This is a genomic window from Streptomyces sp. DG1A-41, from assembly GCF_037055355.1.
GTDB lineage: Bacteria > Actinomycetota > Actinomycetes > Streptomycetales > Streptomycetaceae > Streptomyces.
Genome location: NZ_CP146350.1, coordinates 1,725,267 through 1,745,712 on the forward strand (window position 1 = coordinate 1,725,267; position 20,446 = coordinate 1,745,712).

The 20,446-nt window shown below is 72.4% G+C and carries 15 protein-coding genes and 1 pseudogene; 6 read left to right on the forward strand and 10 right to left on the reverse strand.

The window, feature by feature from the left end:
* The first annotated feature begins 42 nt into the window (after positions 1 to 42).
* Positions 43 to 1,008: a DMT family transporter gene (locus V8690_RS08135; RefSeq protein WP_338785284.1), complete on the forward strand. Its 966-nt coding sequence runs from the start codon at positions 43 to 45 to the stop codon at positions 1,006 to 1,008.
* Here V8690_RS08135 and V8690_RS08140 read toward each other — a convergent pair.
* From V8690_RS08140 to V8690_RS08180, 9 genes and pseudogenes are all read right to left on the reverse strand, one after another.
* Positions 997 to 2,367 (reverse strand): MFS transporter, encoded by a 1,371-nt coding sequence (locus V8690_RS08140; RefSeq protein WP_338776889.1) that lies wholly within the window; start codon positions 2,365 to 2,367, stop codon positions 997 to 999. The two genes, V8690_RS08135 and V8690_RS08140, sit on opposite strands and share 12 nt — an antisense overlap.
* A 191-nt stretch (positions 2,368 to 2,558) precedes the next feature.
* Positions 2,559 to 3,641, reverse strand: a complete 1,083-nt coding sequence (locus tag V8690_RS08145) for a Zn-dependent alcohol dehydrogenase (RefSeq protein WP_338776891.1) — start codon at positions 3,639 to 3,641, stop codon at positions 2,559 to 2,561.
* 246 nt (positions 3,642 to 3,887) lie between these two features.
* Positions 3,888 to 5,276: an aldehyde dehydrogenase family protein gene (locus tag V8690_RS08150; protein ID WP_338776894.1), complete on the reverse strand. Its 1,389-nt coding sequence runs from the start codon at positions 5,274 to 5,276 to the stop codon at positions 3,888 to 3,890.
* Between the two features lie 137 nt (positions 5,277 to 5,413).
* On the reverse strand, positions 5,414 to 6,754 hold the full coding sequence (locus tag V8690_RS08155; RefSeq protein WP_338776895.1) for an ABC transporter ATP-binding protein: 1,341 nt from the start codon (positions 6,752 to 6,754) through the stop codon (positions 5,414 to 5,416).
* A gap of 924 nt (positions 6,755 to 7,678) precedes the next feature.
* Positions 7,679 to 9,007 carry an MFS transporter gene (locus V8690_RS08160; protein WP_338776897.1) on the reverse strand — a complete coding sequence of 443 codons (1,329 nt, stop codon included), beginning with the start codon at positions 9,005 to 9,007 and terminating at the stop codon, positions 7,679 to 7,681.
* 34 nt (positions 9,008 to 9,041) lie between these two features.
* Positions 9,042 to 10,466, reverse strand: a complete 1,425-nt coding sequence (locus V8690_RS08165; RefSeq protein ID WP_338776898.1) for a CitMHS family transporter — start codon at positions 10,464 to 10,466, stop codon at positions 9,042 to 9,044.
* Between the two features lie 134 nt (positions 10,467 to 10,600).
* Positions 10,601 to 12,869, reverse strand: a pseudogene (locus tag V8690_RS08170) (molybdopterin oxidoreductase family protein).
* Between the two features lie 94 nt (positions 12,870 to 12,963).
* Positions 12,964 to 13,581, reverse strand: a complete 618-nt coding sequence (locus V8690_RS08175) for a TetR/AcrR family transcriptional regulator (RefSeq protein WP_338776899.1) — start codon at positions 13,579 to 13,581, stop codon at positions 12,964 to 12,966.
* Positions 13,578 to 14,204: a hypothetical protein gene (locus V8690_RS08180; RefSeq protein ID WP_338776900.1), complete on the reverse strand. Its 627-nt coding sequence runs from the start codon at positions 14,202 to 14,204 to the stop codon at positions 13,578 to 13,580. Before V8690_RS08180 ends, V8690_RS08175 begins: the two co-directional genes overlap by 4 nt.
* A 180-nt stretch (positions 14,205 to 14,384) precedes the next feature.
* Here V8690_RS08180 and hmgA point away from each other — a divergent pair, with 180 nt between their 5' ends.
* From hmgA to V8690_RS08195, 3 genes are all read left to right on the forward strand, one after another.
* Positions 14,385 to 15,701 carry a homogentisate 1,2-dioxygenase gene (gene hmgA / locus V8690_RS08185; protein ID WP_338785285.1) on the forward strand — a complete coding sequence of 439 codons (1,317 nt, stop codon included), beginning with the start codon at positions 14,385 to 14,387 and terminating at the stop codon, positions 15,699 to 15,701.
* A gap of 26 nt (positions 15,702 to 15,727) precedes the next feature.
* Positions 15,728 to 16,477 carry a GntR family transcriptional regulator gene (locus tag V8690_RS08190; RefSeq protein ID WP_338776901.1) on the forward strand — a complete coding sequence of 250 codons (750 nt, stop codon included), beginning with the start codon at positions 15,728 to 15,730 and terminating at the stop codon, positions 16,475 to 16,477.
* A 95-nt stretch (positions 16,478 to 16,572) separates the two neighbouring features.
* Positions 16,573 to 17,754, forward strand: a complete 1,182-nt coding sequence (locus V8690_RS08195; protein WP_338776902.1) for a type ISP restriction/modification enzyme — start codon at positions 16,573 to 16,575, stop codon at positions 17,752 to 17,754.
* On the opposite strand, the gene V8690_RS08200 is transcribed toward V8690_RS08195, so the two are convergent.
* Positions 17,751 to 18,467 carry a TetR/AcrR family transcriptional regulator C-terminal domain-containing protein gene (locus V8690_RS08200; protein ID WP_338776904.1) on the reverse strand — a complete coding sequence of 239 codons (717 nt, stop codon included), beginning with the start codon at positions 18,465 to 18,467 and terminating at the stop codon, positions 17,751 to 17,753. The genes V8690_RS08195 and V8690_RS08200 overlap by 4 nt on opposite strands.
* 63 nt (positions 18,468 to 18,530) lie before the next feature.
* Here V8690_RS08200 and V8690_RS08205 point away from each other — a divergent pair, with 63 nt between their 5' ends.
* Together V8690_RS08205 and V8690_RS08210 are read left to right on the forward strand one after the other, a co-directional pair.
* Positions 18,531 to 19,487, forward strand: a complete 957-nt coding sequence (locus V8690_RS08205) for an ATP-binding cassette domain-containing protein (RefSeq protein ID WP_338776905.1) — start codon at positions 18,531 to 18,533, stop codon at positions 19,485 to 19,487.
* Positions 19,484 to 20,266, forward strand: a complete 783-nt coding sequence (locus tag V8690_RS08210; RefSeq protein ID WP_338776907.1) for an ABC transporter permease — start codon at positions 19,484 to 19,486, stop codon at positions 20,264 to 20,266. The genes V8690_RS08205 and V8690_RS08210 overlap by 4 nt, the downstream gene beginning before the upstream one ends.
* Positions 20,267 to 20,446: the final 180 nt, after the last annotated feature.

Below are 20,446 nucleotides of genomic sequence, written 5' to 3' on the forward strand. Positions count from 1 at the left end.
GCGAGCGTCCATTCCCCTTCCCCTCCTAGCCTCGGGAACATGATGAACAACTCCCCGTCCCGTCCCGCCCGCCGTGCGGATCTGCCGGCCGCCGCGGCGGCCACGGTGACCGTCGTGCTGTGGGCGTCCGCCTTCGTCTCGATTCGCAGCGCGGGGGAGGCATACTCGCCGGGCGCGCTGGCGCTCGGGCGGTTGCTGGCCGGGGCGCTGACGCTGGGGGTGATCTGCCTGCTGCGGAGGGAGGGGTGGCCGCCGCGCTCGGCCTGGCGCGGGATCGCCATCTCGGGCCTGCTGTGGTTCGGCGTCTACATGGTCGCCCTCAACTGGGGCGAGCAGCAGGTCGACGCGGGTACGGCCGCCCTGGTGGTGAACACCGGGCCGATCCTCATCGCGCTGCTCGGTGCCCGGTTGCTCGGTGATCCGATGCCACCGCGGCTGCTGGCGGGGATGGCGGTGTCGTTCGCCGGTGCGGTGACCGTGGGTCTGTCGATGTCCGGCGAGGGCGGTGCCTCGGTGCTCGGGGTGGTGCTGTGCCTGCTGGCGGCGGTCACGTACGCCGCTGGTGTCGTCGCGCAGAAGCCGGCGCTGGGCACGGCGAGTCCGTTGCAGGTGACGACGTTCGGCTGCCTGGTCGGTGCGGTGGCCTGTCTGCCGTTCGCCGGGCAGCTCGTCCAGGAGGCCGCGAAAGCGCCGGCCTCCGCGACGCTCAACATGGTGTACCTGGGCGTCTTCCCTACCGCCCTCGCCTTCACGACGTGGGCGTACGCGCTGTCCCGGACGACCGCGAGCCGGATGGGCGCGACGACGTACGCGGCGCCCGCGCTGGTCGTCCTGATGTCCTGGCTGTTCCTCGGCGAGGTGCCGGGGCTGCTCACCCTGGTCGGCGGTGTGCTGTGCCTGGCGGGTGTCGCGGTCTCCCGGTCGCGGTCGCGGGCGACGGCTCGGGCCGGGGAGCCGGGAGCGGTTGGGGAGCCCCGGCCCGAGCGGACCTCGGACTCAGCCCGCTGACTCGGCTTCCGCCTTGGCCTGGGGCGCGGCCTCCGGTTCCGCCGCACGCGCCCGGTCCGCCAGAACCTTGATCGAGATCAGCGCGATCACCGAGAGCGCGATGATGTAGCCGGACACGGCCATCGAGGTGCCGGTCGCCTCCAGCAGCAGCACCATGACGAAGGGGGCGAGGCCGCCGCCGGCGACGGCCGCGATCTGGTAGCCGAGGGAGGCGCCGGTGTAGCGCATCTCGGGCGTGAACAGCTCGGCGAACAGGGCGGCCTGGGGGCCGTACATGATGCTCAGGAAGCAGCTGGCGACGAAGGTGCCGACCGCGAGCCACAGCAGCGAGCCGGTATCGATCAGCAGGAAGAGCGGTACGGCCCACAGCGCGATGCCGGCCGCCCCGAAGGCGTAGATCCGGATGCGGCCGATGCGGTCGGAGAGCGCGGCGGCGGCCGGGATCAGCACGAGCTGGGTGAGGCTGACGCAGAGCGAGACCGTGAGCACCGGGCCCTTCTTCATGTCCAGCTCGCGGGTCGTGTAGTCGAGGACGCCGGTGATGAGGATGTAGAAGGTCGCGGTGTTCACGGCGAAGGAGCCGCCGGCGAGGAGCACCGTGCCGAGGTGGCCGCGCAGGATCGTGCGCAGCGGCGAGGCCTGCTCGGACTTCTCCCGCTCGGCGAGGGCGCGTTCGGCCTCCCGGAACGCCGGGGTCTCCTCGACGCGGGTGTGGATGTACCAGGCGAGGCCGAGCACGAGCAGGCCGACCAGGAACGGCACGCGCCATCCCCAGGCCGCGAACGCCGAGTCGGTGGTGAGCGCGCCGGCGGCCAGGAAGACGGTGTTGGCGGTGACCACGCCGATGGGGACACCGAGCTGGACGACACTGCCGTAGACGCCGCGCTTGCCCTCCGGGGCGTACTCGGTGGCAAGGAGCATCGCGCCGCCCCATTGGGCGCCGACGGCGACGCCCTGCGCGACGCGGAGCAGGACGAGCAGGATCGGGGCGGCGACGCCGATCGTGTCGTACGTCGGCAGCAGGCCGATGCCGGTGGTGGCCACGCCCATCAGCGTGAGCGCGAGGACCAGCATCGGCTTGCGGCCGCGCTTGTCGCCGAGGTGCCCGGCGACGATGCCGCCGAGGGGGCGGGCGAGGAAGCCGACGGCGAAGGTGGCGAAGGAGGCCAGCACGCCGGCGGTGGGGCTGCCGGCGGGGAAGTAGAGGTCGCCGAGGACCAGGGCGGCGGCGATGCCGAAGACGAAGTAGTCGTACCACTCGACGGCCGAGGCGAGGGCCGCTGCGGTGGCTACGCGGCGGCGGTTGCCCACGGCGGGCGCGGTGGGGGTGGGCGGCTGAGCGGAAGGGGCCGTGTCCATGCGGTGCACGCTCCGGTGGGTGCGAGGACGGAACCGGGGGGTGGCTCGGGTTCCGGGAACGTACTGACCGGACGGTATGGACGTCAACGGGTCGCACACCAGGAGTTTTGCCTGTACGTGGCACTCAGTGTGCGTACGGGCATGACTCAGGCCCCGGCCTCGCGCGGAGGCCGGGGTGCGGGGGAAACGGGCTAGAAGACGACCAGCGCCCGGCCGCCCTTGCCCGCCAGCATGTTCTCGAAGGCCGCCGGGATGCCGTCCAGGGAGATGCGTTCCGTCACCAGGGCGCTCAGGTCGAGGCGGCCCGCCCGGATGTGCTCGGCCAGGACCGGGAGGTCCACCGCCGGGTCGGAGTTGCCGTAGACGCAGCCGGAGAGGGAGCGGCCCCAGTGGAAGATCTCCAGGGCGTTGAAGGTGACCTGCTGGTCCTTGCCGCCGATGCCGACGACCGTGGTGCGGCCGCCGCGGCGGGTGGAGTCCCAGGCCGTGCGGATGGAGACCGCGCGGCCGGCGCACTCGACGGCGACGTCGACGCCCTGTCTGCCGGTGAGGGCGCGGATCTCGCGGGCTGTGTTCTCGGAGGCGAGGACGTAGTCGGTGGCGCCCGCCGTCCGGGCCAGCTCCTCCTTCTCGGCGGACACGTCCAGTGCGACGATTTTCGAGGCGCCCGCGATCCGGGCGGCCTGGAGGGCGGCGAGTCCCACTCCCCCGACGCCGAACACCGCGACGGTCTCGCCGGGCCGGACCCGGGCCGAGTGGTGGACGGCGCCGTAGCCGGTGAGGACGGCGCAGCCGAGGAGGGCCGCGTCGGTGAGCGGGACGCCGTCCGGGGCGGGCAGGACGCAGGACGCGCAGACGACCGTCTCCTCGGCGAACGCGGCGACGTTCAGGCCCGGGTGGAGGTCGGTGCCCCCGGTGGTGCGGGCGTAGACGTCGGCGGCGCCGCTGAGGGCGTCGGCGCACAGCCAGACCTCACCGAGCGAGCAGGCGTGGCAGGTGCCGCAGGACGGGGCCCAGTTGAGGACGACCCCGTCGCCGGGCGCGACGTGGGTGACGTCCTCGCCGACGGCGACGACCGTGCCGGCGCCCTCGTGGCCGAGGACGGCCGGGACCGGGACGCGCATGGTGCCGTTGGACAGGGACAGGTCGGAGTGGCAGACCCCGGCGGCGGCGAGCCGGACGCGGACCTGGCCCGGTCCGGGGTCCGGCAGGTCGATGCCGGTGATCTCCAGCGGGGAACCGACGGCGGGCAGGACGGCGGCGCGGACAGCCATGGCGGAAGGGACTCCCCTGGGGCTAGGGCCTGTCGTTTGGACCAGGCCGCAGGAAACTGACGGTGGTGGTCGATGCCGGTGAGCGGGGTCTGGTGCGTGCAGCTGCAAGGCGGAGGAGGGCGTCGACGCGATGGGAGTCCCCCTGCTCGAGCGGAGTCGAGAGCTTGGGGGAGTCGGCAACCGACGACAACGCGGCAGATGCGCGTGCCAGACCCCGCGTCTGCGGCGTGATCCGAACGACAGGCCCTAGAACTGGAGGGACTTGGTCTGGAGGTACTCGGCGAGGCCGTGCACGCCGAGTTCGCGGCCCACACCCGACTGCTTGTAGCCGCCGAAGGGGGCGAGGGGGTTGAAGCGGCCGCCGTTGATGTCGACCTGGCCGGTCTCCATCCGGCGGGCGAACGCCACCGCCTCGGCCTCGTCCCCGGCCCAGACGGCGCCGGCCAGGCCGTAGACCGTGCCGTTGGCGATCCGCAGGGCGTCCTCCTCGTCCTCGTACCGGAGGATCGACAGGACCGGGCCGAAGATCTCCTCCTGCGCGATGGTCATGTCCGGGGTGACGTCGGCGAAGACGGTCGGGCTGACGAAGTAGCCCTTCTCGCGCGGGGCTTCGGGGCCGCCGGCGACGAGGCGGGCGCCTTCCGCGACACCCTTGTCGATGTAGCCGCGCACCCGGGCCTGCTGCTTGGCGTTGACGACGGGGCCGATGCGCTCGCCGTACTTGGCGGCGGCCGTCGCGGCGAGCTCGACCGCCTCGTCGTACTGGTCACGGTGGACGAGCATGCGGGTCCAGGCGCTGCACGTCTGCCCGGAGTTGGACATGACGTTGGCGACCCCGACGTTGACCGCCTTGGCGAGGTCGGCGGTCGGGAGGATGACGTTGGCGGACTTGCCGCCGAGTTCGAGGGCGACCTTCTTGACCTGCCCGGCGGCGACCGCGGCGATCCCGCGGCCGACGGCGGTGGAGCCGGTGAAGGAGACCAGGTCGACACCGGGGTGCTCGGCGAGGGCCTGGCCGGCGACCGGGCCGAGGCCGGTGACCAGGTTGAAGACGCCGGCCGGGATGCCGGCCTCGTGCACGGCGTCCGCGAACAGGCGGGCGACCAGCGGGGTGTCCTCGGCGGGCTTCACGACGACCGTGCAGCCGGCCGCGAGGGCCGGGGCGACCTTGGCGACGACCTGGTGCAGCGGGTAGTTCCAGGGCGTGATCGCGGCCACGACGCCGACCGGCTCGTGGTGGACGACCGAGTTGCCGGTCTTCTCCTCGAAGGCGTACGTGGCCGCCAGCTCGGCGTAGGAGCCCGCGACCGCGATCGGCACGGCCGCGTGGACGTTCCGGGAGAGCTTCAGGGGCGCGCCGAGTTCGGCGGTGACGGTCTCGGCGATCTCGTCCGCGCGGGCCGCCAGGACGTCCCGGAGGGCGGCAAGGCGCGCCGCACGCTCGGCGGGCGGGGTCGCGGCCCAGTCCGTAAGGGCGGCTCGGGCGGCCCGTACGGCGGCGTCGACGTCCTCGGCGGTGCCCGCGGGGACCGTGCCGATGACCTGCTCGTCGACCGGGTTCACGACCTCGATCACGTCCTGGCCGGCGGCGGGGCGCCAGGCTCCCCCGATGTACATGCCGTCGTATGCCTTCATCGCGCTTCCTCCGGGGCGGGGCGTCGTCGTCCGGCACATAAACTAGCGACGATAGTTTTCCCGCGCCAGACGTCCCGGTGATCCCGTGATCCCGGCTATCACAGCACGGGGCGGGCACCGCCCGGATGTGCGGATCCTCACTCCTCCAGGTCGGGCAGGCGCGCCGGGTGCGGGCAGATGCGGTCGCCGTGCTGGTCGAAGACGAAGAGGTGGGCGAGGTCGACGAGGAGCGGCACCTGCATGCCGTGCTGGAGGGCCAGGTCCGGGGTGGTGCGGACGATGAGGTCGCCGGGCAGGCGGGGTTCTGCCGCCGCGGGGCGGGGATCGGCGTCCCCTGGGTGGTCCAGGGCCACGACGGGTCCCGCCCGGCCGGCTCCGGTCCGTTCCCGCAGCCGCGTCAGGACCGGGCCCTCGCGGCGGCGCCGCCGGACGGGCCGGCCGGGGCGGGGGCGCGGGGCCTCCAGTTCGGGGACGACGGCGGGGCGGGAGCCGGTGTTGAAGTGGACGAGGATCTCGTGCCCCTGGAACTCCACGTGCTCGACCAGTCCGGTGATCGGCACCTCGCCGGGACGGGCAGCGGAGTGCTTGGCGATCCGGACGGCTTCCGAGCGCAGGCCCACGATGACCTCGCGGCCCTGCTGGACGCGCAGCAACTGGTGGTCCAGGGAGAGCGGCTCGGGCAGGCGCAGGAACTGCTTGCCCAGGCTGATGGTCATCGCGCCGTCCAGCGGGGCGCGCACCAGGCCGCGCAGGAGGTTGATGCGCGGGGTGCCGATGAAGGCGGCGACGAACACGTTGCTGGGCAGGGCGTAGACGACTCGCGGGCTGTCGACCTGCTGGAGCACGCCGCCGCGCAGGACGGCGACGCGGTCGCCGAGCGACATGGCCTCGGACTGGTCGTGGGTGACGTAGACCGTGGTGGCGCCCAGCTCGCGGGTGAGCTGGGAGATCTCGGCCCGAAGGTGCGTGCGGAGCTTGGCGTCGAGGTTGGACAGCGGCTCGTCCATCAGGAAGGCGGAGGGGTGGCGGGCGATGGCCCGGCCCATGGCGACCCGCTGGCGTTCACCGCCGGAGAGCTGGGCGGGCAGCCGGTCGAGGAGGTCCTCGACGCCCAGCATGCGGGCGGTGGCGTCCACGCGCGGGCCGGGGTCCGTGCCCGGAGCCTCGATGCGCAGCGGAAAACCGATGTTGGCTCGGCCGGTCATGTTCGGGTAGAGGGCGAAGTTCTGAAAGACCATCGCCATGTCCCGCCCGGACGGCGACAGGTCGTTGGCGTACTCGCCGTCGAGCAGCAGCTCGCCCTCGTCGATCTCCTCCAGGCCGGCGATCATCCGCAGCACGGTCGACTTGCCGCAGCCGGACGGGCCGAGCAGCACGAGGAACTCGCCCGGCGAGATGTCCAGCGACAGCCGGTCCACCACGCGGACGCCTCGGTTGTAGGCCTTGCTCACGTCGTGCAGGGAGATGGCGCGTGTCATGAGTGCCCCCGAGGGGTCATCAGGGCGCTGGTGCTCCGCGGTCGGAAGCCCCGTGCGGGTCGTACGGGGCTGTGGGTCACGGAAGTTAACGGAATGTGTGCGGCCTGGGGAAGACACGGAGCGCGATCGGGGGTTTCGGTCCAGCTGGTGAGAAGGCGGACGGCCTGATTCGGCCACGGCCGGGGGCCGGGGGCAGCGGATGCTGGTTAGGTGGGCGAAGACCACCACGTTCCCGGAGTAGCCCTTCCTGCGGTCGTAGCTGCCGCCGCAGGTGATCAGGCGCAGCTCGGGGCGGCCCCGGGCGCCGTACGCCTGGTCCCGGCGACGGCGGCCAGCCCGGCGGCCGCGGCGCCGGCGACCGGCGTGTAGGCCTCGCCGCGGGCGATGCCGCCACCGCCCGCCGGGGGCCGCCGAGCGGCGTCGTCGGCTTGGAGGTCGGGCAGTCGACCTTGAAGACCTTGAACTTGCCGGCGCCGCGGGCCTGGTCGGTGAGCCAGGTGAGCTTGTACTGCCCGTTGGGCAGATAGACGGCCTCGCAGCGGCCCTTGCCGGTGCGGTCGGCGGTGAACGTACCGGTGTGGGTGGCACCGCCCGGGACCTCGGGCCGAAGTTGAACGCTGCGAGATAGAAGTCGCAGACCTCGGGGTCGTTGCGCTGGTTGTCCGCCGCCGTCGTGCTGGCGTGGATCCTGACGTCTCCGTTGTCCCCCGGGACGGGAGCGGCGATGGCGGGCACACCGCTCAGGGTGGTCCCCGCGAGGGGGGAGGGCGGCGAGGACGGCGGGGACGGGTGCCGGCACGGCGCGCGGGGGGTACGACGGGCATGAATATGCTTCCAAGTCACATGATTTTCACACAAACACCACGTCACCTGGCTCTCTGTCACATGCCCGCCGAAACGGAGGCAACCGCGCCCTACGACGCGTCAGACATCGCTTCTCCGGCGCAGCCGCACCCTCGACCGGCGGGCCTTGCCCGACCCTTGCCCTGCCTTGCCCGACCCTTGCCCTGCCTCACTCGCCCCTTCCCCTGCCTGACCCGTCTCCCCCTCTGCCTCCTCCGGCACATCCCCTGCCGCCGCGCCCGGCTCCCCCCGCGACCGCACGGCAACTCCCGAGGACAGCAGCAACAGCACCCCGAGCATCACGAACGGCGCCGCCACCCCCGCCACCCCCGCCACCAGCCCGGCCGCGGCGGGCGCGGCGACCTGGCCGAGACGGTTGCCGGTCAGGCGCAGCGCCAGGGCCGTGGAGCGGGCCTCGTCGGGGGCGGCCTGGACGACCGTCGTCATGGACAACGGCTGCCCGACGCCGAGGCAGAAGCCGAGCAGCACCAGCAGCAGGCCGAGCGCCCACACCGGCACCGGCAGGGCGATGCCCGCGCAGAGCAGGGCCGCCAGCAGACAGGTCAGAGTGAGCAGCAGGGTGCGGCCGAGCAGCCGCAGCAGGGGCGTCAGCACCAGGCGGCACGCGATGGTGGCCGCCGCTCGCAGGCTGAGCAGGACACCGATCACGGACGGCGCGATGCCCCGGTGCTCGCCGACCACCGGAAGGTAGGCGGTGAGGATGTCGGTCGCGGACAGCACCGCGAGGCTGATGAGGATGCCGGCCGGCACCCCCCGGGTGCGCAGGATGCGCCCGACCGGGACGCGGTCGCCCTTCTCCGCGCGGGACGTGGCCGCCGTACGGCGGCGCTCGATGCGCCACAGCGAGGTGAACGCGACCGCCCCGATCGCGCCCGCCACGATCAGGGCGAGCGCGCTGGTGCCCGTCATGTCGTCGCCGCCGATCACCGCGCCCGCGGCGATGGGGCCGACCAGCTGGCCGAGCGCGGCCCCGATGGTGAAGTGGCCGAAGTTTCGGTCCTGTTCGTGCGGCGCGGACTGGCGGGCGACGAGGGACTGGGAGCCGATGACGAAGCAGAGGTGGCCGAGGCCCATCACGCCGCTCCACAGGGCCATCGCCCACAGGGAGTCGGCGACGCCGCTGAGCGCGCAGCCGCCGGAGATGAGGACCACCCCGATGGGCAGCAGGGGCGCGCAGCGGCCGTGGTCGGTACGGCGGCCCAGGGGCACGGCGGCGAACAGCGGCAGCAGCGCGTACACCCCGGCGATCACACCGACCGCACGCTCGTCCGCGCCCAGCGCGAGGGCCCGGTAGGAGACGGCGGGCCGGGCCATCGACACCGCCCCCTGCGCGAAGCTGAAGGCGATGACGAGGCGGAGCAGCCAGCCGCGGTTCCCACCGGGCCTCACGATGTCCTCCATACGGGTCGGACGACCACGGGCGTCAGATGATGCCGAACAGCAAGCCTGCCCCGAGGATGACGAGGCATGTGAGGGCGGCCCACTTCACGACGAACTTCGTGTGGTCGCCGAACTCCACCTTGGCCATGCCGACCAGGACGTAGACGGCCGGGACGAGCGGGCTGGACATGTGCAGCGGCTGGCCGACCAGCGAGGCGCGGGCCATCTCCATCGGGGAGACGCCGTGCGCGGCACCCGCCTCGGCGAGGACCGGGAGGACACCGAAGTAGAAGCCGTCGTTCGACATGAAGTACGTCAGCGGCAGGCTCAGCACACCGGTGACGATGGCCATGTGCGGGCCCATGCCCTCGGGGATGACGCCCACCATCCACTTGGCCATCTGGTCGACCATGCCGGTCCCCTGGAGGACGCCGGTGAAGACGGCGGCGGCGAAGACCATGCCGGAGACGTTGAGGACGTTCTCGGCGTGGGCGGCGATCCGGGCCTTCTGGTCGGGGATGTGAGGGAAGTTCACGGTGAGCACCAGCGCGGCGCCGATCAGGAACAGCACCGGGATCGGCAGCCACTCCATGATCATGGCGGTGAGCAGGACGACCGTGAGCAGCGCGTTGAACCAGTAGAGCTTGGGGCGCAGGGTGGACCGGTTCGGGTCGAGGCCCTGGAAGCCGTCCTGGTCGCGGGCGTCGTCCTCGGGGGCGTCCGCTCCGGATCCCGCGCCGCCGCCGCTCGGGAGGCTCTTGCGCATGTCGACCTTGCCGTCGCCGGAGCCGCCGGCTCCCACGAGGACCGTCTCGGTCTCCTTCTCCTCCACCAGGACCTCGTCGAGCGTCAGCACGCCCAGCCGCCGGCGCTCACGCACGCCGAGGACGTAGGAGAGGACGAAGACGAACAGCAGGCCCACCAGGAGCGCCGGGATCATCGGGACGAAGATGTCGCTGGCGTCGAGCTTGAGCGCGGTCGCGGCGCGGGCGGTCGGGCCGCCCCAGGGGAGGGTGTTCATCACGCCGTTGGCCATGGCGGCGACACCGGTCATCACGACCAGGCTCATCTTCAGGCGCTTGTACAGCGGGTACATCGCCGAGACGGTGATCATGAAGGTGGTGGAGCCGTCGCCGTCCAGCGACACGATCGCGGCGAGCACCGCGGTGCCGACGACGATCCGCATCGGGTCGGCTTTGCAGAATTTGAGGATCCCGCGGACGATCGGGTCGAAGAGACCGACATCGATCATCACACCGAAGTAGACGATCGCGAACATGAGCATCGCCGCAGTGGGGGCGAGGTCGGTCACGCCGTCGAGGACGTAGTCGCCGAGCTTGGCGCCCTTGCCGACGAACACGCAGAACAGCGCGGGAATCAGCACGAGCGCCGCGATCGGCGACATCTTCTTCATCATGATCAGGACCAGGAAGGTCGCGATCATGGCGAAGCCGAGGATGGTCAGCATGAGTGGATACCTAACGTTCGCCCTTGAACTCCCACCAGGGCCGGCGGTGTCCGAGACGTTAGGTGCGTTCAAGCAGCGTTAACAAGACGTTGACGTGCGAGCAATAAGCGCAAAACTGCTGGTCACAGCTTTGCTCAGGTCAGAGCGGTGAGCTTTTCGGTCACGGATGCGCATCCAGGGGCCGTCTCGGGGGCGACCTCGACGGGCACTGCGTTGAGGACCGCGTTGCCCGACAGCGGGTCGAGCAGGCGGCCGTCGAGCAGCTGGTTGACGTTGACGCCGGGGTCGGTCGCGGCGTGGCTGAGACGGGTGCCGGGGCGGTCGTGACCCCAGCCGTGCGGCAGGCTCACCACGCCCCGGCGCACCTCGTCCGTGACCTCGGCGGGTGCCGTCACCTCTCCCCCGGCGCCCTTCACCCGCACCGGCGCCCCGTCGCGCACGCCCAGCCGTTCGGCGTCCTCGGGGTGGATGCGCAGGGTGCAGCGGTTGGAGCCGCCGGTGAGGGCCTGGCACGTTGTGCATCCAGCTGTTGTTCGAGCGGAGGTGACGGCGGCCGACCAGGACGAGCCCCTCGGGGCGTTCGGCCAGGGCCGCGCGCAGGCGGGGCAGGTCGTCCGCGATCGGCTGCGGCAGCAGCTCCACCTTGCCGCTCCTGGTCTTCAGCGGCTGCGGGAGCCGGGGCCGCAGCGGGCCGAGGTCGATGCCGTGCGGGTGCGCGAGCAGCTTCTCCAGGGTCAGTCCGTCCGGTCGTACGCCGAAGCCGTCACCGTAGGGGCCGAGGCGCAGCATCATGTCCAGCCGTCGCTCGGGGCCGGTGTCGCCGGTGAGTTGGGCGGCGAGGTCGCGGGGGTCCCGGCCGTGCACGGGCGAGTGCGGTTCCTTGACCGCCTTGCCCAGGGTCTGGTCGATGACCATTTGGTCGACCACGGCGGGATCGGCTCCATGCATGCCCGTCACGGCGAGGATCAGCCGCGCCAGGATCTCCGTCTCGGCCATACGGCCCGGCTCCAGCAAAATCGCGGGGCGGGTGTAGCGGACCTGGTTGCGTACGGCGAGGGTGTTGAAGGCGAAGTCGTGGTGCGGGCTCTGGGAGGGCGGGGGCGGGGGCAGGACGACGTCGGCGTGGCGCGAGGTCTCGTTGAGGTACGGGTCGACGCTGACCATGAAGTCGAGCGAGTCGAGCGCCTGGTCGAGCCGGTCCCCGTCGGGCGCGGACAGCACGGGGTTGGCGGCGACGACGAGGAGCGCGCGCACCGGCTCGCCCTCCTCGGTGGCGGTGTCGATCTCCTCCGCGAGGGCGGACAGGGGCAGTTCGCCCTTGGCCTCCGGGTGCCGGCTCACACGGGAGTGCCAGCGCCCGAGGGCGAAGCCGCGGCCGGGCCCGGCGGGACGCGGGGTCTTGTCGGTGGCGGCCTGCGGGAAGAGCGCGCCGCCGGGCCGGTCGAGGTTGCCGGTGAGGATGTTCAGGACGTCGACGAGCCAGCTGGCCAGGGTGCCGTGCGGGACGGTGCAGCTGCCGATGCGGCCGTAGACGGCGGCGGCGGGGGCGGCGGCGAGCTCGCGGGCGAGGGTGCGGATGACGGCGGCGTCGACATCGCAGGCCGGGGCGACGGCTTCGGGGGTGAACTCCCGCAGGGCGTCGGCCACTTCCTCGACGCCCTGCACGTGCGGGGTCGGTTCGACGAGCCCCTCGTCGAAGAGCACCTGGACCATCGCCGCCAGCAGCAGCGCGTCGGTGCCGGGCCGCACGGCGATGTGCCGGTCGGCGAGCTTCGCGGTGCGGGTGCGCCGCGGGTCGATCACGACGAGCGTGCCGCCCCGGGCCTTGAGCGCCTTGAGCTTGCCGGGGAAGTCGGGGGCCGTGCACAGACTGCCGTTGGACTCCAGCGGGTTGGCGCCGATCACGAGCAGATGGTCGGTGTGGTCCAGGTCGGGCACGGGGATGGCGTTCGCGTCGCCGTAGAGCAGTCCGCTGGAGACGTGCTTGGGCATCTGGTCGACCGTGGAGGCGGTGAAGACGCTGCGCGTGCCGAGCCCGGCGAGCAGCACCGGCGGGTAGAGGGCGCCGGCCATGGTGTGCACGTTGGGGTTGCCGAGGACGACGCCGACGGAGTTCGGGCCGTACCGCTCGACGACGGGCCGGATGCCTGCGGCGACCGCGTCGAAGGCCTCCTCCCAGGTGGCCTCGCGCAGCTCGCCGTCCCTGCGCACGAGCGGGGCGCGCAGCCGGTCGGGGTCGGCGTCGACGACCCCGAAGGAGGCACCCTTGGGGCAGATGAACCCCTTGCTGAAGACGTCGTCGCGGTCACCGCGGGCGTGGGTGACGCGCGTCCCCTCGATGGTGAGGGTCAGGCCGCAGGTGGCCTCGCACAGGGGACAGATACGCAGGGCGGTGCGGGGCACGGGTCCTCCCGGGGGCGGCGGCTACGGTGACGCACGGACGCGCCCGAGCATACCGACCGGTATGCACGGAGGGGAGGCCCCGGCCGGGACGAGGTCAGTCGAGCACCCGGGCCAGATACGCCCGCAGCATCTCCCGCATCTCCTCGATGATCTTCCGGTCCCCTTCCGGCGCGATGCGGAACGCCAGGTGCACGAGGGTGTCGGCGGTCTCGACGGCGATGAGGAAGATCCGGCGCAACTCCTCGTCGGGCTCCCGCTCGAGATAGCCGGAGAGCAGCTCCGTGAGGCGGTCGGCGACGCGGTGGTTGGGTTCGGCCTGGCGGGCGCCGACCGGGATCTGGTTGCCGAAGTCGACGAGGGAGAAGCCGGGAGCGGTGCGCTTCATCTCCAGGTACTCGTCGAGCACGGCGTCCATGGCCTCACGCCAGCCCCCGTCGCCCGCCTCCCGAAGGCGCTGGGTGACCCGCTCCGAGAAACGCTCGAGGTTGCGCTGGGCCAGCGCGTCGACCATCTGGCGCTTGTTGCCGAAGAAGCGGTAGACCGAGCCGATGGGGACTCCGGCCCGCTGGGCGACGGCACGGGTGCTCAGGGCGTCGTAGCCGACCTCGTCGAGCAGGTCGGCGCAGGCGTCGAGGATCCTGGTCAGGCGTTCGGCACTGCGCCGCTGCACGGGCGCACGACGGAGCGATGTCGCGTGGGGCACGGGCTTCATGATGCCTTTCCGGCGCGGTCCGGTGAACCTCGCCCCCCGATCCGGGGCCGAGTGTCCGTGATCCGGGACCGGGTGTCCGTCGCGTGCGTCCGCTGCTGCCGGGCATCCACGCTCGGCGCGGGTCCGGGGCCGGGTTCCGACGCGGTGATCTCGGCCGCGCTCTCCACGGGTGTGCCGTCCACCGCCCACACCGTGCCGTCGTCGGCGTGGAGGCGGGCCGTGACCTGGTGCGTGCCGCGCGGTACGAAGCGGTCGGCGAGACGGTGCTCGGGGACGCGGAGCCGGGCGACCAGGCGGCCGTCCACGTAGAGCCGCGCGACGCCGCGCCCGGCCACCGCCCGGGCTGCCGCACCGGGGGGCGAGAAGCGGAAGTTCCGCACGGCCAGACGTACGGCCCAGCCGCCGGCCGCGTCGGGCTGCACCTCGATACCGACGTCGGGGGCGTTGCGCCGCGCCACCTCGCGGTAGGGACGCCCCTGCGGGTCCCGGTCCTCCAGCAGGCGGCCCGCCGGTGTGGGCGACGCCCCGTTCTCCTGCGCGTCTTCGGAGCCGCAGCCCGCGGATCCGGTCAGCAGGAGGACGCAGACCGCGAGCACGGCCCGAGATCTCCGTGTACACGACATGCCAGGGAGCCTAGAACGCGCGTCCGGGCCGGCGGATCGTCCTGGAGTCGGGTTCTCCTCCTCCGTCGAGAGGAGGGCTCACAGGGCCGCGCGTCCCTCTTGCGCCGGGGAAATCGCAATCCTACGGTGGCGCATAGGAATCGGGTGGCAGAGGAATCGGACCGCAAGGGAGCAGCGATCATGGGCGCGGACGCGCGGAAGACCGCCGAAGGGCTGACCTATCTCTCCGGCTTCGGCAACGAGCACAGCTCCGAGGCCGTCCCGGGCGCACTGCCGCAGGGCCGCAACTCGCCTCAGCGGGCCCCGCTCGGGCTGTACGCGGAACAGCTGAGCGGTACGGCCTTCACCGAGCCCCGGGCCCACAACCGCCGCTCGTGGCTGTACCGGATCCGCCCGTCGGCCGCGCACCCGGCGTTCACCCGCACGCACAACGGCTCGATCCGCACCGCCCCCTTCACCCAGACCGTGCCCGACCCCAACCGCCTGCGCTGGAACCCCCTCCCCGACCCGGCGCCGGAAACCGACTTCCTGGCCGGCCTGTGGACCCTGGGCGGCAACGGCGACGTCACCCAGCGCACCGGGATCGCCGTCCACCTCTACGCCGCCAACGCCTCGATGGACCGGGTGTTCAGCGACGCCGACGGCGAGCTGCTGATCGTCCCGGAGCGCGGCGGGCTGCTGCTGCGCACGGAGTTCGGTCTGCTCCATGTGGATCCGGGCCATGTGGCGCTCATCCCTCGTGGGGTCCGCTTCCGTGTGGAGTTGCTGGACGGGTCCGCCCGCGGCTATGTGTGCGAGAACTACGGTGCGCCCTTCCGCCTCCCCGACCTGGGCCCGATCGGCGCGAACGGCCTCGCCAACCCCCGGGACTTCCGCGCCCCGGTCGCCGCGTACGAGGACGTCGAGGGCCCGGTGGAGGTGGTGAACAAGTTCTGCGGCAACCTGTGGACGGCCGCCTACGACCACTCCCCGCTCGATGTCGTCGCCTGGCACGGCAACCATGTGCCGTACGTCTACGACCTTCGCCGTTTCAATGTGCTCGGCACCATCTCGTACGACCACCCGGACCCGTCGGTCTTCACGGTGCTGACGTCTCCGTCGGACACCCCGGGGCTGGCCGGGGTCGACTTCGTGGTGTTCGCCCCGCGCTGGCTGGTCGGCGAGGACACGTTCCGGCCGCCGTACTTCCACCGGAACGTGATGACCGAGTACATGGGCCTGATCGAGGGCGCGTACGACGCGAAAGCGGAAGGCTTCGTGCCGGGCGGCGGGTCGCTGCACAACATGATGTCGGCGCACGGCCCGGACCGGGAGACCTTCGACCGGGCGAGCGCCGCAGAGCTGAGGCCGCAGAAGATCGACGACGGCCTGGCGTTCATGTTCGAGACGCGCTGGCCGATCGCCCTCACTCCGCAAGCGGCCCGCGCCGAACACCTCCAGCAGCGCTACGACGACGTCTGGCAGGGCCTGGAGCGGCACTTCCGTCCCTTGCACTGAACAGCCCCGACCGGTACGGATGGCCCGTGACCTCCTTCGCTCCGGACTCGATCGTCCTGAACCGCAAGCTGCCGCTCTGGTACCAGGTGTCGCAGTCGCTGCGCGCCTCGATCCTCGGCCGCTCGCCCCAGGACCCGCTGCGCCTCCCCACCGAGGAGCAGCTGGCCGGGCACTACGGCGTGAGCGTGCTGACCATGAGGCAGGCCCTGAAGGAGCTGGAGGACGAGGGGCTCATCTCGCGCCACCGCCGGCGCGGCACCTTCATCGAGCCGCACGCGCGCCGGGGCTCCCCGGTCCGTCTGCTCGGCTCGGTGGACGCGATCGTGGCCCAGCAGTCCGGCATGACGACCGAGCTGCTGGACCACGGCACCGCCCCGGTGCCGGCCGAACTCGCCGAGTTCTTCCCGGATCTGACCGAGGTGGCGACGTACCACCGGCTGCGCAGCGACGAGAAGACCGGTGAGCCCACCAACCACGCCCGCAACTACGTGCGTCCCGAACTGGCCGCGCGCATGGACCTGGACGACCTGGTCCGCTGGCCCATGACCAAGGTGCTGCGGGACGTCGTCGGGGCGGACATCAGCCGCATCACGGACACGGTGGAGGCCCGCCTGGCCGACCCGGAGACCGCGAAACTGCTCCAAGTCCCGCTGCTCAGCCCGATCCTGCACTACACGGGCATCACGTACGACGCGGGCGCGCGGCCTTTGGACGTGGCCGTCATCCAGTACCGGGGGGACCGCTTCTCCTTCACGGTGACCCTGGACGCGACGTAGGCGCTCCGCGGGAAGCGTGGTGACGCACCTGCGGGCCGGTGGGGGCTGGTCGCGCAGTTCCCCGCGCCCTTTCGGGGCGCTCGACACGTCGTACGATGCCCTGCGTGACGCACGACGACGCTCCGCTGCTGGCGGACCTCATGCCGTGGTCCGTCGCACCGCCGCGGCTCGGCCGGGGGTGGCCGGCGGGCCCCGACGCGGCGTCCCTGAAGGCCCGCTGGGACGCCCTGATGAAGGCCGAGGGAGCCGACCGCGAGACCCTGTTCGAGCCGACCCGCTCGCGCACGCCGCACACGGCGGTCGGACAGTTGCCCGGCCAGGCCGGCAGCGGCACGGAGAAGCTGGCGCGCGCCTCGGGGCCGTGCCCGGAGCCGGTGCGCGTGCTGTGCGCCCCCTTCGACGAGCAGTGGCTGATCCCCGACCAGCGGCTGATCGACGCGGCCCGCCCGGAGCTGTGGCGGGTGGCGGACGAACGGCAGGTCTTCGTGCTGGAGGCAGCCCAGGCCCAAGGGGGTGTCCGCACAGTCCCCCCTGCCCCACGCCTGCTCGTCACCTCACTGCTCCCGCTGCTCCGCCCCGGCCGGATCCGCCCGCTGTTCCGGCGACCGGGCGGGCAGGAGCCGAACCTCGCCCCCGGCCTGCTGGAGCACCTGGCCACCCGCCTGGGCAGCGCCCCCACACCGCTGGACGTGCTGGCCTGGATCACGGCGACGGCCCGCCCGGACCTCTCCGTCCCGCTCACCGGGGACGCCGACGCCTGGGCGCGAGGCCTGGAGCTGGGCCACCGGCTGCTGTGGCTGATGCGCCGCGACGGCGAACGCCCCAAGCTCCCCGGCGGCCGCCGCCCCTACGTCCGCGCCCCGCTGCCCTCCCGCCCCCTGACCCTGCTCTACGACAGGGACGAGGAGGCTCTCCTGCTGGACGAGGGCCGCATCTCCCCGGTGCCGCCGGAGGCCTGGGACTTCGAGGTGGACGGGGTGCGCGTCCTGGAGCAGTGGTTCACGGCGCGCGTCACCGAGGCCGAGCCGGGCACACTCGCCGCGATCCGCCCCGCCACATGGCCCCAGACCTGGACGTCGGAGCTGCTGGAACTGATCACGGTCCTCGCCCTGCTGGCCGAACTGCGCCCACTGGAGGATCCGACGGTCCCCGACCCCGTCACGACGACCGAGCTGCGCGAGGCCGGCGTCCTCCCGGTGCCAGCGCTGGCCCGCCGCCCGGCCACGGTGCTGGACGGCCCCGAGGAGGGCCCGGAAGGGCAACTCGCGCTGCTCTAACGCAGATCGGGATCGTAGGCGTCCAGTACGCGTTCGAGGGCCCGCCTGAACACGCCCTCCAGATCGACCGGCCCGCTCTGCTCCATGAAGGCCGCGGCCAGTCGCGGATAGGCGCCGGTGGCCACCTGGCTGCCCAGATAGGCCATCCGGACCGCGTTCTCCTCCTCCTCGGACCACGGCATGGAGCGGGTGCGCTCGACGGTCGCGATGTCGTTCGCGGTGTACGTCGTCACGACCCCGTTGAGCAGCGCGATCAGCTCCGTCTTCGTGCCGGCCGGAGCGGCGAGCGGTTCGAGGCAGGCCAGGCAGTGCTCCAGATAGCGCAGAGTGTTGGGGCTGAAGCCGAACATCCCCGACATCAGGCGCGGCACCCAGGTGTGGCGGTACATGATGGCGCGCGTCTCCTGCGCGTTGCGGAGCATGTCGGCGCGCCAGTCGCCGGTGGGCTCGAACAACTCGTGCTCGGCACCGACGGCGTCCACCATCAGCTCGTACAGGTCCTCCTTACGGGGGACGTAGTTGTACAGCGACATCGTGCCGCAACCCAGTTCCGCCGCGACACGCCGCATGGACACCGCGTCCAGCCCCTCCGCGTCGGCGATCCGCACCGCCGCCGCCGCGATGTCGGCGCGGGTGAACGCCGGTTTCGGCCCACGGCCGGTGCGCTCGGGGCGCGCCCAGATCACTTCGGGTACGGCCGCTCGGCCCGCCATCGGTCATCACCTCGGCCACCATCCTAGTTACGTACAGCGTACGTAGTGCGCTATGGTCCTGCCATGACTTCTACGTACGCTGTACTTAGTGAGGGTCTGGAGAAGCGGTTCGGAGAGGTCCGTGCCCTGCGCGGGCTGGATCTCGCGGTGGCCGAGGGGACGGTGTGCGGGATCCTCGGGCCGAACGGGGCGGGCAAGACCACGGCCGTACGGCTGCTGACCACGCTGCTGCGGCCGGACGCGGGCTCCGCGCGGGTCGCCGGGCACGATCTCGCCCGGGAGGCCGCCGCCGTACGGAGCCGGATCGGGGTCACCGGGCAGGACACGTCGATCGACGGGGAGCTCACCGGATGGCAGAACCTGCTGCTGTTCGGCCGGCTGCACCGGGTGCGCGGCCCTGCCGACCGGGCCACGGAACTCCTCGACCGCTTCGGGCTGGCCGAGGCAGCCGACCGGCCCGCCTCCACCTACTCCGGCGGCATGCGGCGCCGGCTGGACCTGGCGGCGAGCCTGATCCGCCGCCCCGAGGTGCTGTTCCTGGACGAGCCGACGACCGGTCTCGACCCGGCCAGCCGCAACCTCATCCGGGAGGCGGTGCGCGACCTGACCGCGCAGGGCACGACCGTGCTCCTGACCACCCAGTACCTGGAGGAGGCCGACCAACTCGCCGACGACATCGCCCTGGTCGACCGGGGCCGGGTCGCGCACACCGGGTCGCCGGCGCAGCTCAAGGCGCTCGTCGGGGCGCACGCCGAGGTCGTCGTGACGGACGCGGACGCGCTCACGAAGGCGGCGGCCGTCCTCGACCACCTCACGGGCGCGCAGCCGTCGTTCGACCACGAGCGGAACACCGTCGGCGCGGTCACCAAGGACCCGACGCTCACCCTCCCGCTGCTCGTTCGCACGCTGGACTCGGCGGGCGTGCCGCTGCTCGACGTGAGTTTGCGGCCACCGACCCTCGACGACGTCTTCCTGCGCCTCACAAACACCACGACCGGCGAAAGGGAGCGTGCCGCATGAGCATGCTGGCGTACGACGGGACCGCGATGCTGGGCCGCCAGCTGCTGCGGATGCGGAACAACCCGGGGCTGCTGATCCTCACCCAGACGATGCCGATCAGCATGCTGCTGTTCTTCGGCTACGTCTTCGGCAGCGCGCTGGCGACGCCGGGCGAGGCGTACCGGGCGTTCCTCGTGCCGGGCCTGCTGGTGGCGACCGCCGCGGGCGGGATCATGGCCGGCATGTTCCAGGCGGCCCAGGACTTGCACCGGGGCGTGACGAACCGCTTCCGTACGCTGCCGATGAGCCGGGCGGCCGTACCGCTGGGGCAGGCCGTCGCGGACCTGGTGGTCACGGCCGCCGGGACGGTGCCGTTCCTGCTGGTGGGGCTCGCCGTGGGCTGGCGGATCGAGGGCGGTCCGCTCCAAGCGGTGGGGGCCGTCGGGCTGTTGATGCTGTTCCGCTTCGCCTGCACCTGGGCCGGGATCTACCTCGGACTGCTCACCCGGAACGAGGAGGCGGCCGGTCAGCTGGGCGGGGCGACCTTCCTGCTGCCGCTGCTGTCCAGCGCGTACATCCCGACGAGCGGGCTGCCGGGGTGGCTGCGGACGGTCGCCGAGTGGAATCCGATCAGCGCGGTGTCGACGGCCCTGCGGGACCTCTTCGGCAACGCCCCTGTGCCCGACGGGGCGGCCTGGCCGGTGGCCCATCCCGTCGCGGGGTCGCTGATGTGGTGCGCCGTGCTGCTCGGGGTGTTCGTGCCGCTGGCCGTGCGTCAGTACGCGCACGGGGAGCGGTGAAGGGGCCGCCGGAACACCGAAGCCGGACGACGCCCCCGGTCACTGCCGGGCGGGGATGAGGCACCGACTGGGGGCGGGGCCGCGCTCGGGTGCACACCTGGCGCCGCTGCGTGCCGTGGGGATGACGGACGACGAGTGCGCAGCGTTGCACCAGGGGCGGTGTGACCGCCCGAGCGCGGG

What these genes read in the sequence shown, in the direction of transcription:
- V8690_RS08135 (WP_338785284.1), top strand. Translation starts at nt 43, where the DNA reads ATGAACAACTCCCCGTCCCGTCCCGCCCGCCGTGCGGATCTGCCGGCC.
- V8690_RS08140 (WP_338776889.1), bottom strand. Translation starts at nt 2,367, where the DNA reads ATGGACACGGCCCCTTCCGCTCAGCCGCCCACCCCCACCGCGCCCGCC.
- V8690_RS08145 (WP_338776891.1), bottom strand. Translation starts at nt 3,641, where the DNA reads ATGGCTGTCCGCGCCGCCGTCCTGCCCGCCGTCGGTTCCCCGCTGGAG.
- V8690_RS08150 (WP_338776894.1), bottom strand. Translation starts at nt 5,276, where the DNA reads ATGAAGGCATACGACGGCATGTACATCGGGGGAGCCTGGCGCCCCGCC.
- V8690_RS08155 (WP_338776895.1), bottom strand. Translation starts at nt 6,754, where the DNA reads ATGACACGCGCCATCTCCCTGCACGACGTGAGCAAGGCCTACAACCGA.
- V8690_RS08165 (WP_338776898.1), bottom strand. Translation starts at nt 10,466, where the DNA reads ATGCTGACCATCCTCGGCTTCGCCATGATCGCGACCTTCCTGGTCCTG.
- V8690_RS08175 (WP_338776899.1), bottom strand. Translation starts at nt 13,581, where the DNA reads ATGAAGCCCGTGCCCCACGCGACATCGCTCCGTCGTGCGCCCGTGCAG.
- V8690_RS08180 (WP_338776900.1), bottom strand. Translation starts at nt 14,204, where the DNA reads ATGTCGTGTACACGGAGATCTCGGGCCGTGCTCGCGGTCTGCGTCCTC.
- hmgA (WP_338785285.1), top strand. Translation starts at nt 14,385, where the DNA reads ATGGGCGCGGACGCGCGGAAGACCGCCGAAGGGCTGACCTATCTCTCC.
- V8690_RS08195 (WP_338776902.1), top strand. Translation starts at nt 16,573, where the DNA reads ATGCCCTGCGTGACGCACGACGACGCTCCGCTGCTGGCGGACCTCATG.
- V8690_RS08200 (WP_338776904.1), bottom strand. Translation starts at nt 18,467, where the DNA reads ATGGCGGGCCGAGCGGCCGTACCCGAAGTGATCTGGGCGCGCCCCGAG.
- V8690_RS08205 (WP_338776905.1), top strand. Translation starts at nt 18,531, where the DNA reads ATGACTTCTACGTACGCTGTACTTAGTGAGGGTCTGGAGAAGCGGTTC.
- V8690_RS08210 (WP_338776907.1), top strand. Translation starts at nt 19,484, where the DNA reads ATGAGCATGCTGGCGTACGACGGGACCGCGATGCTGGGCCGCCAGCTG.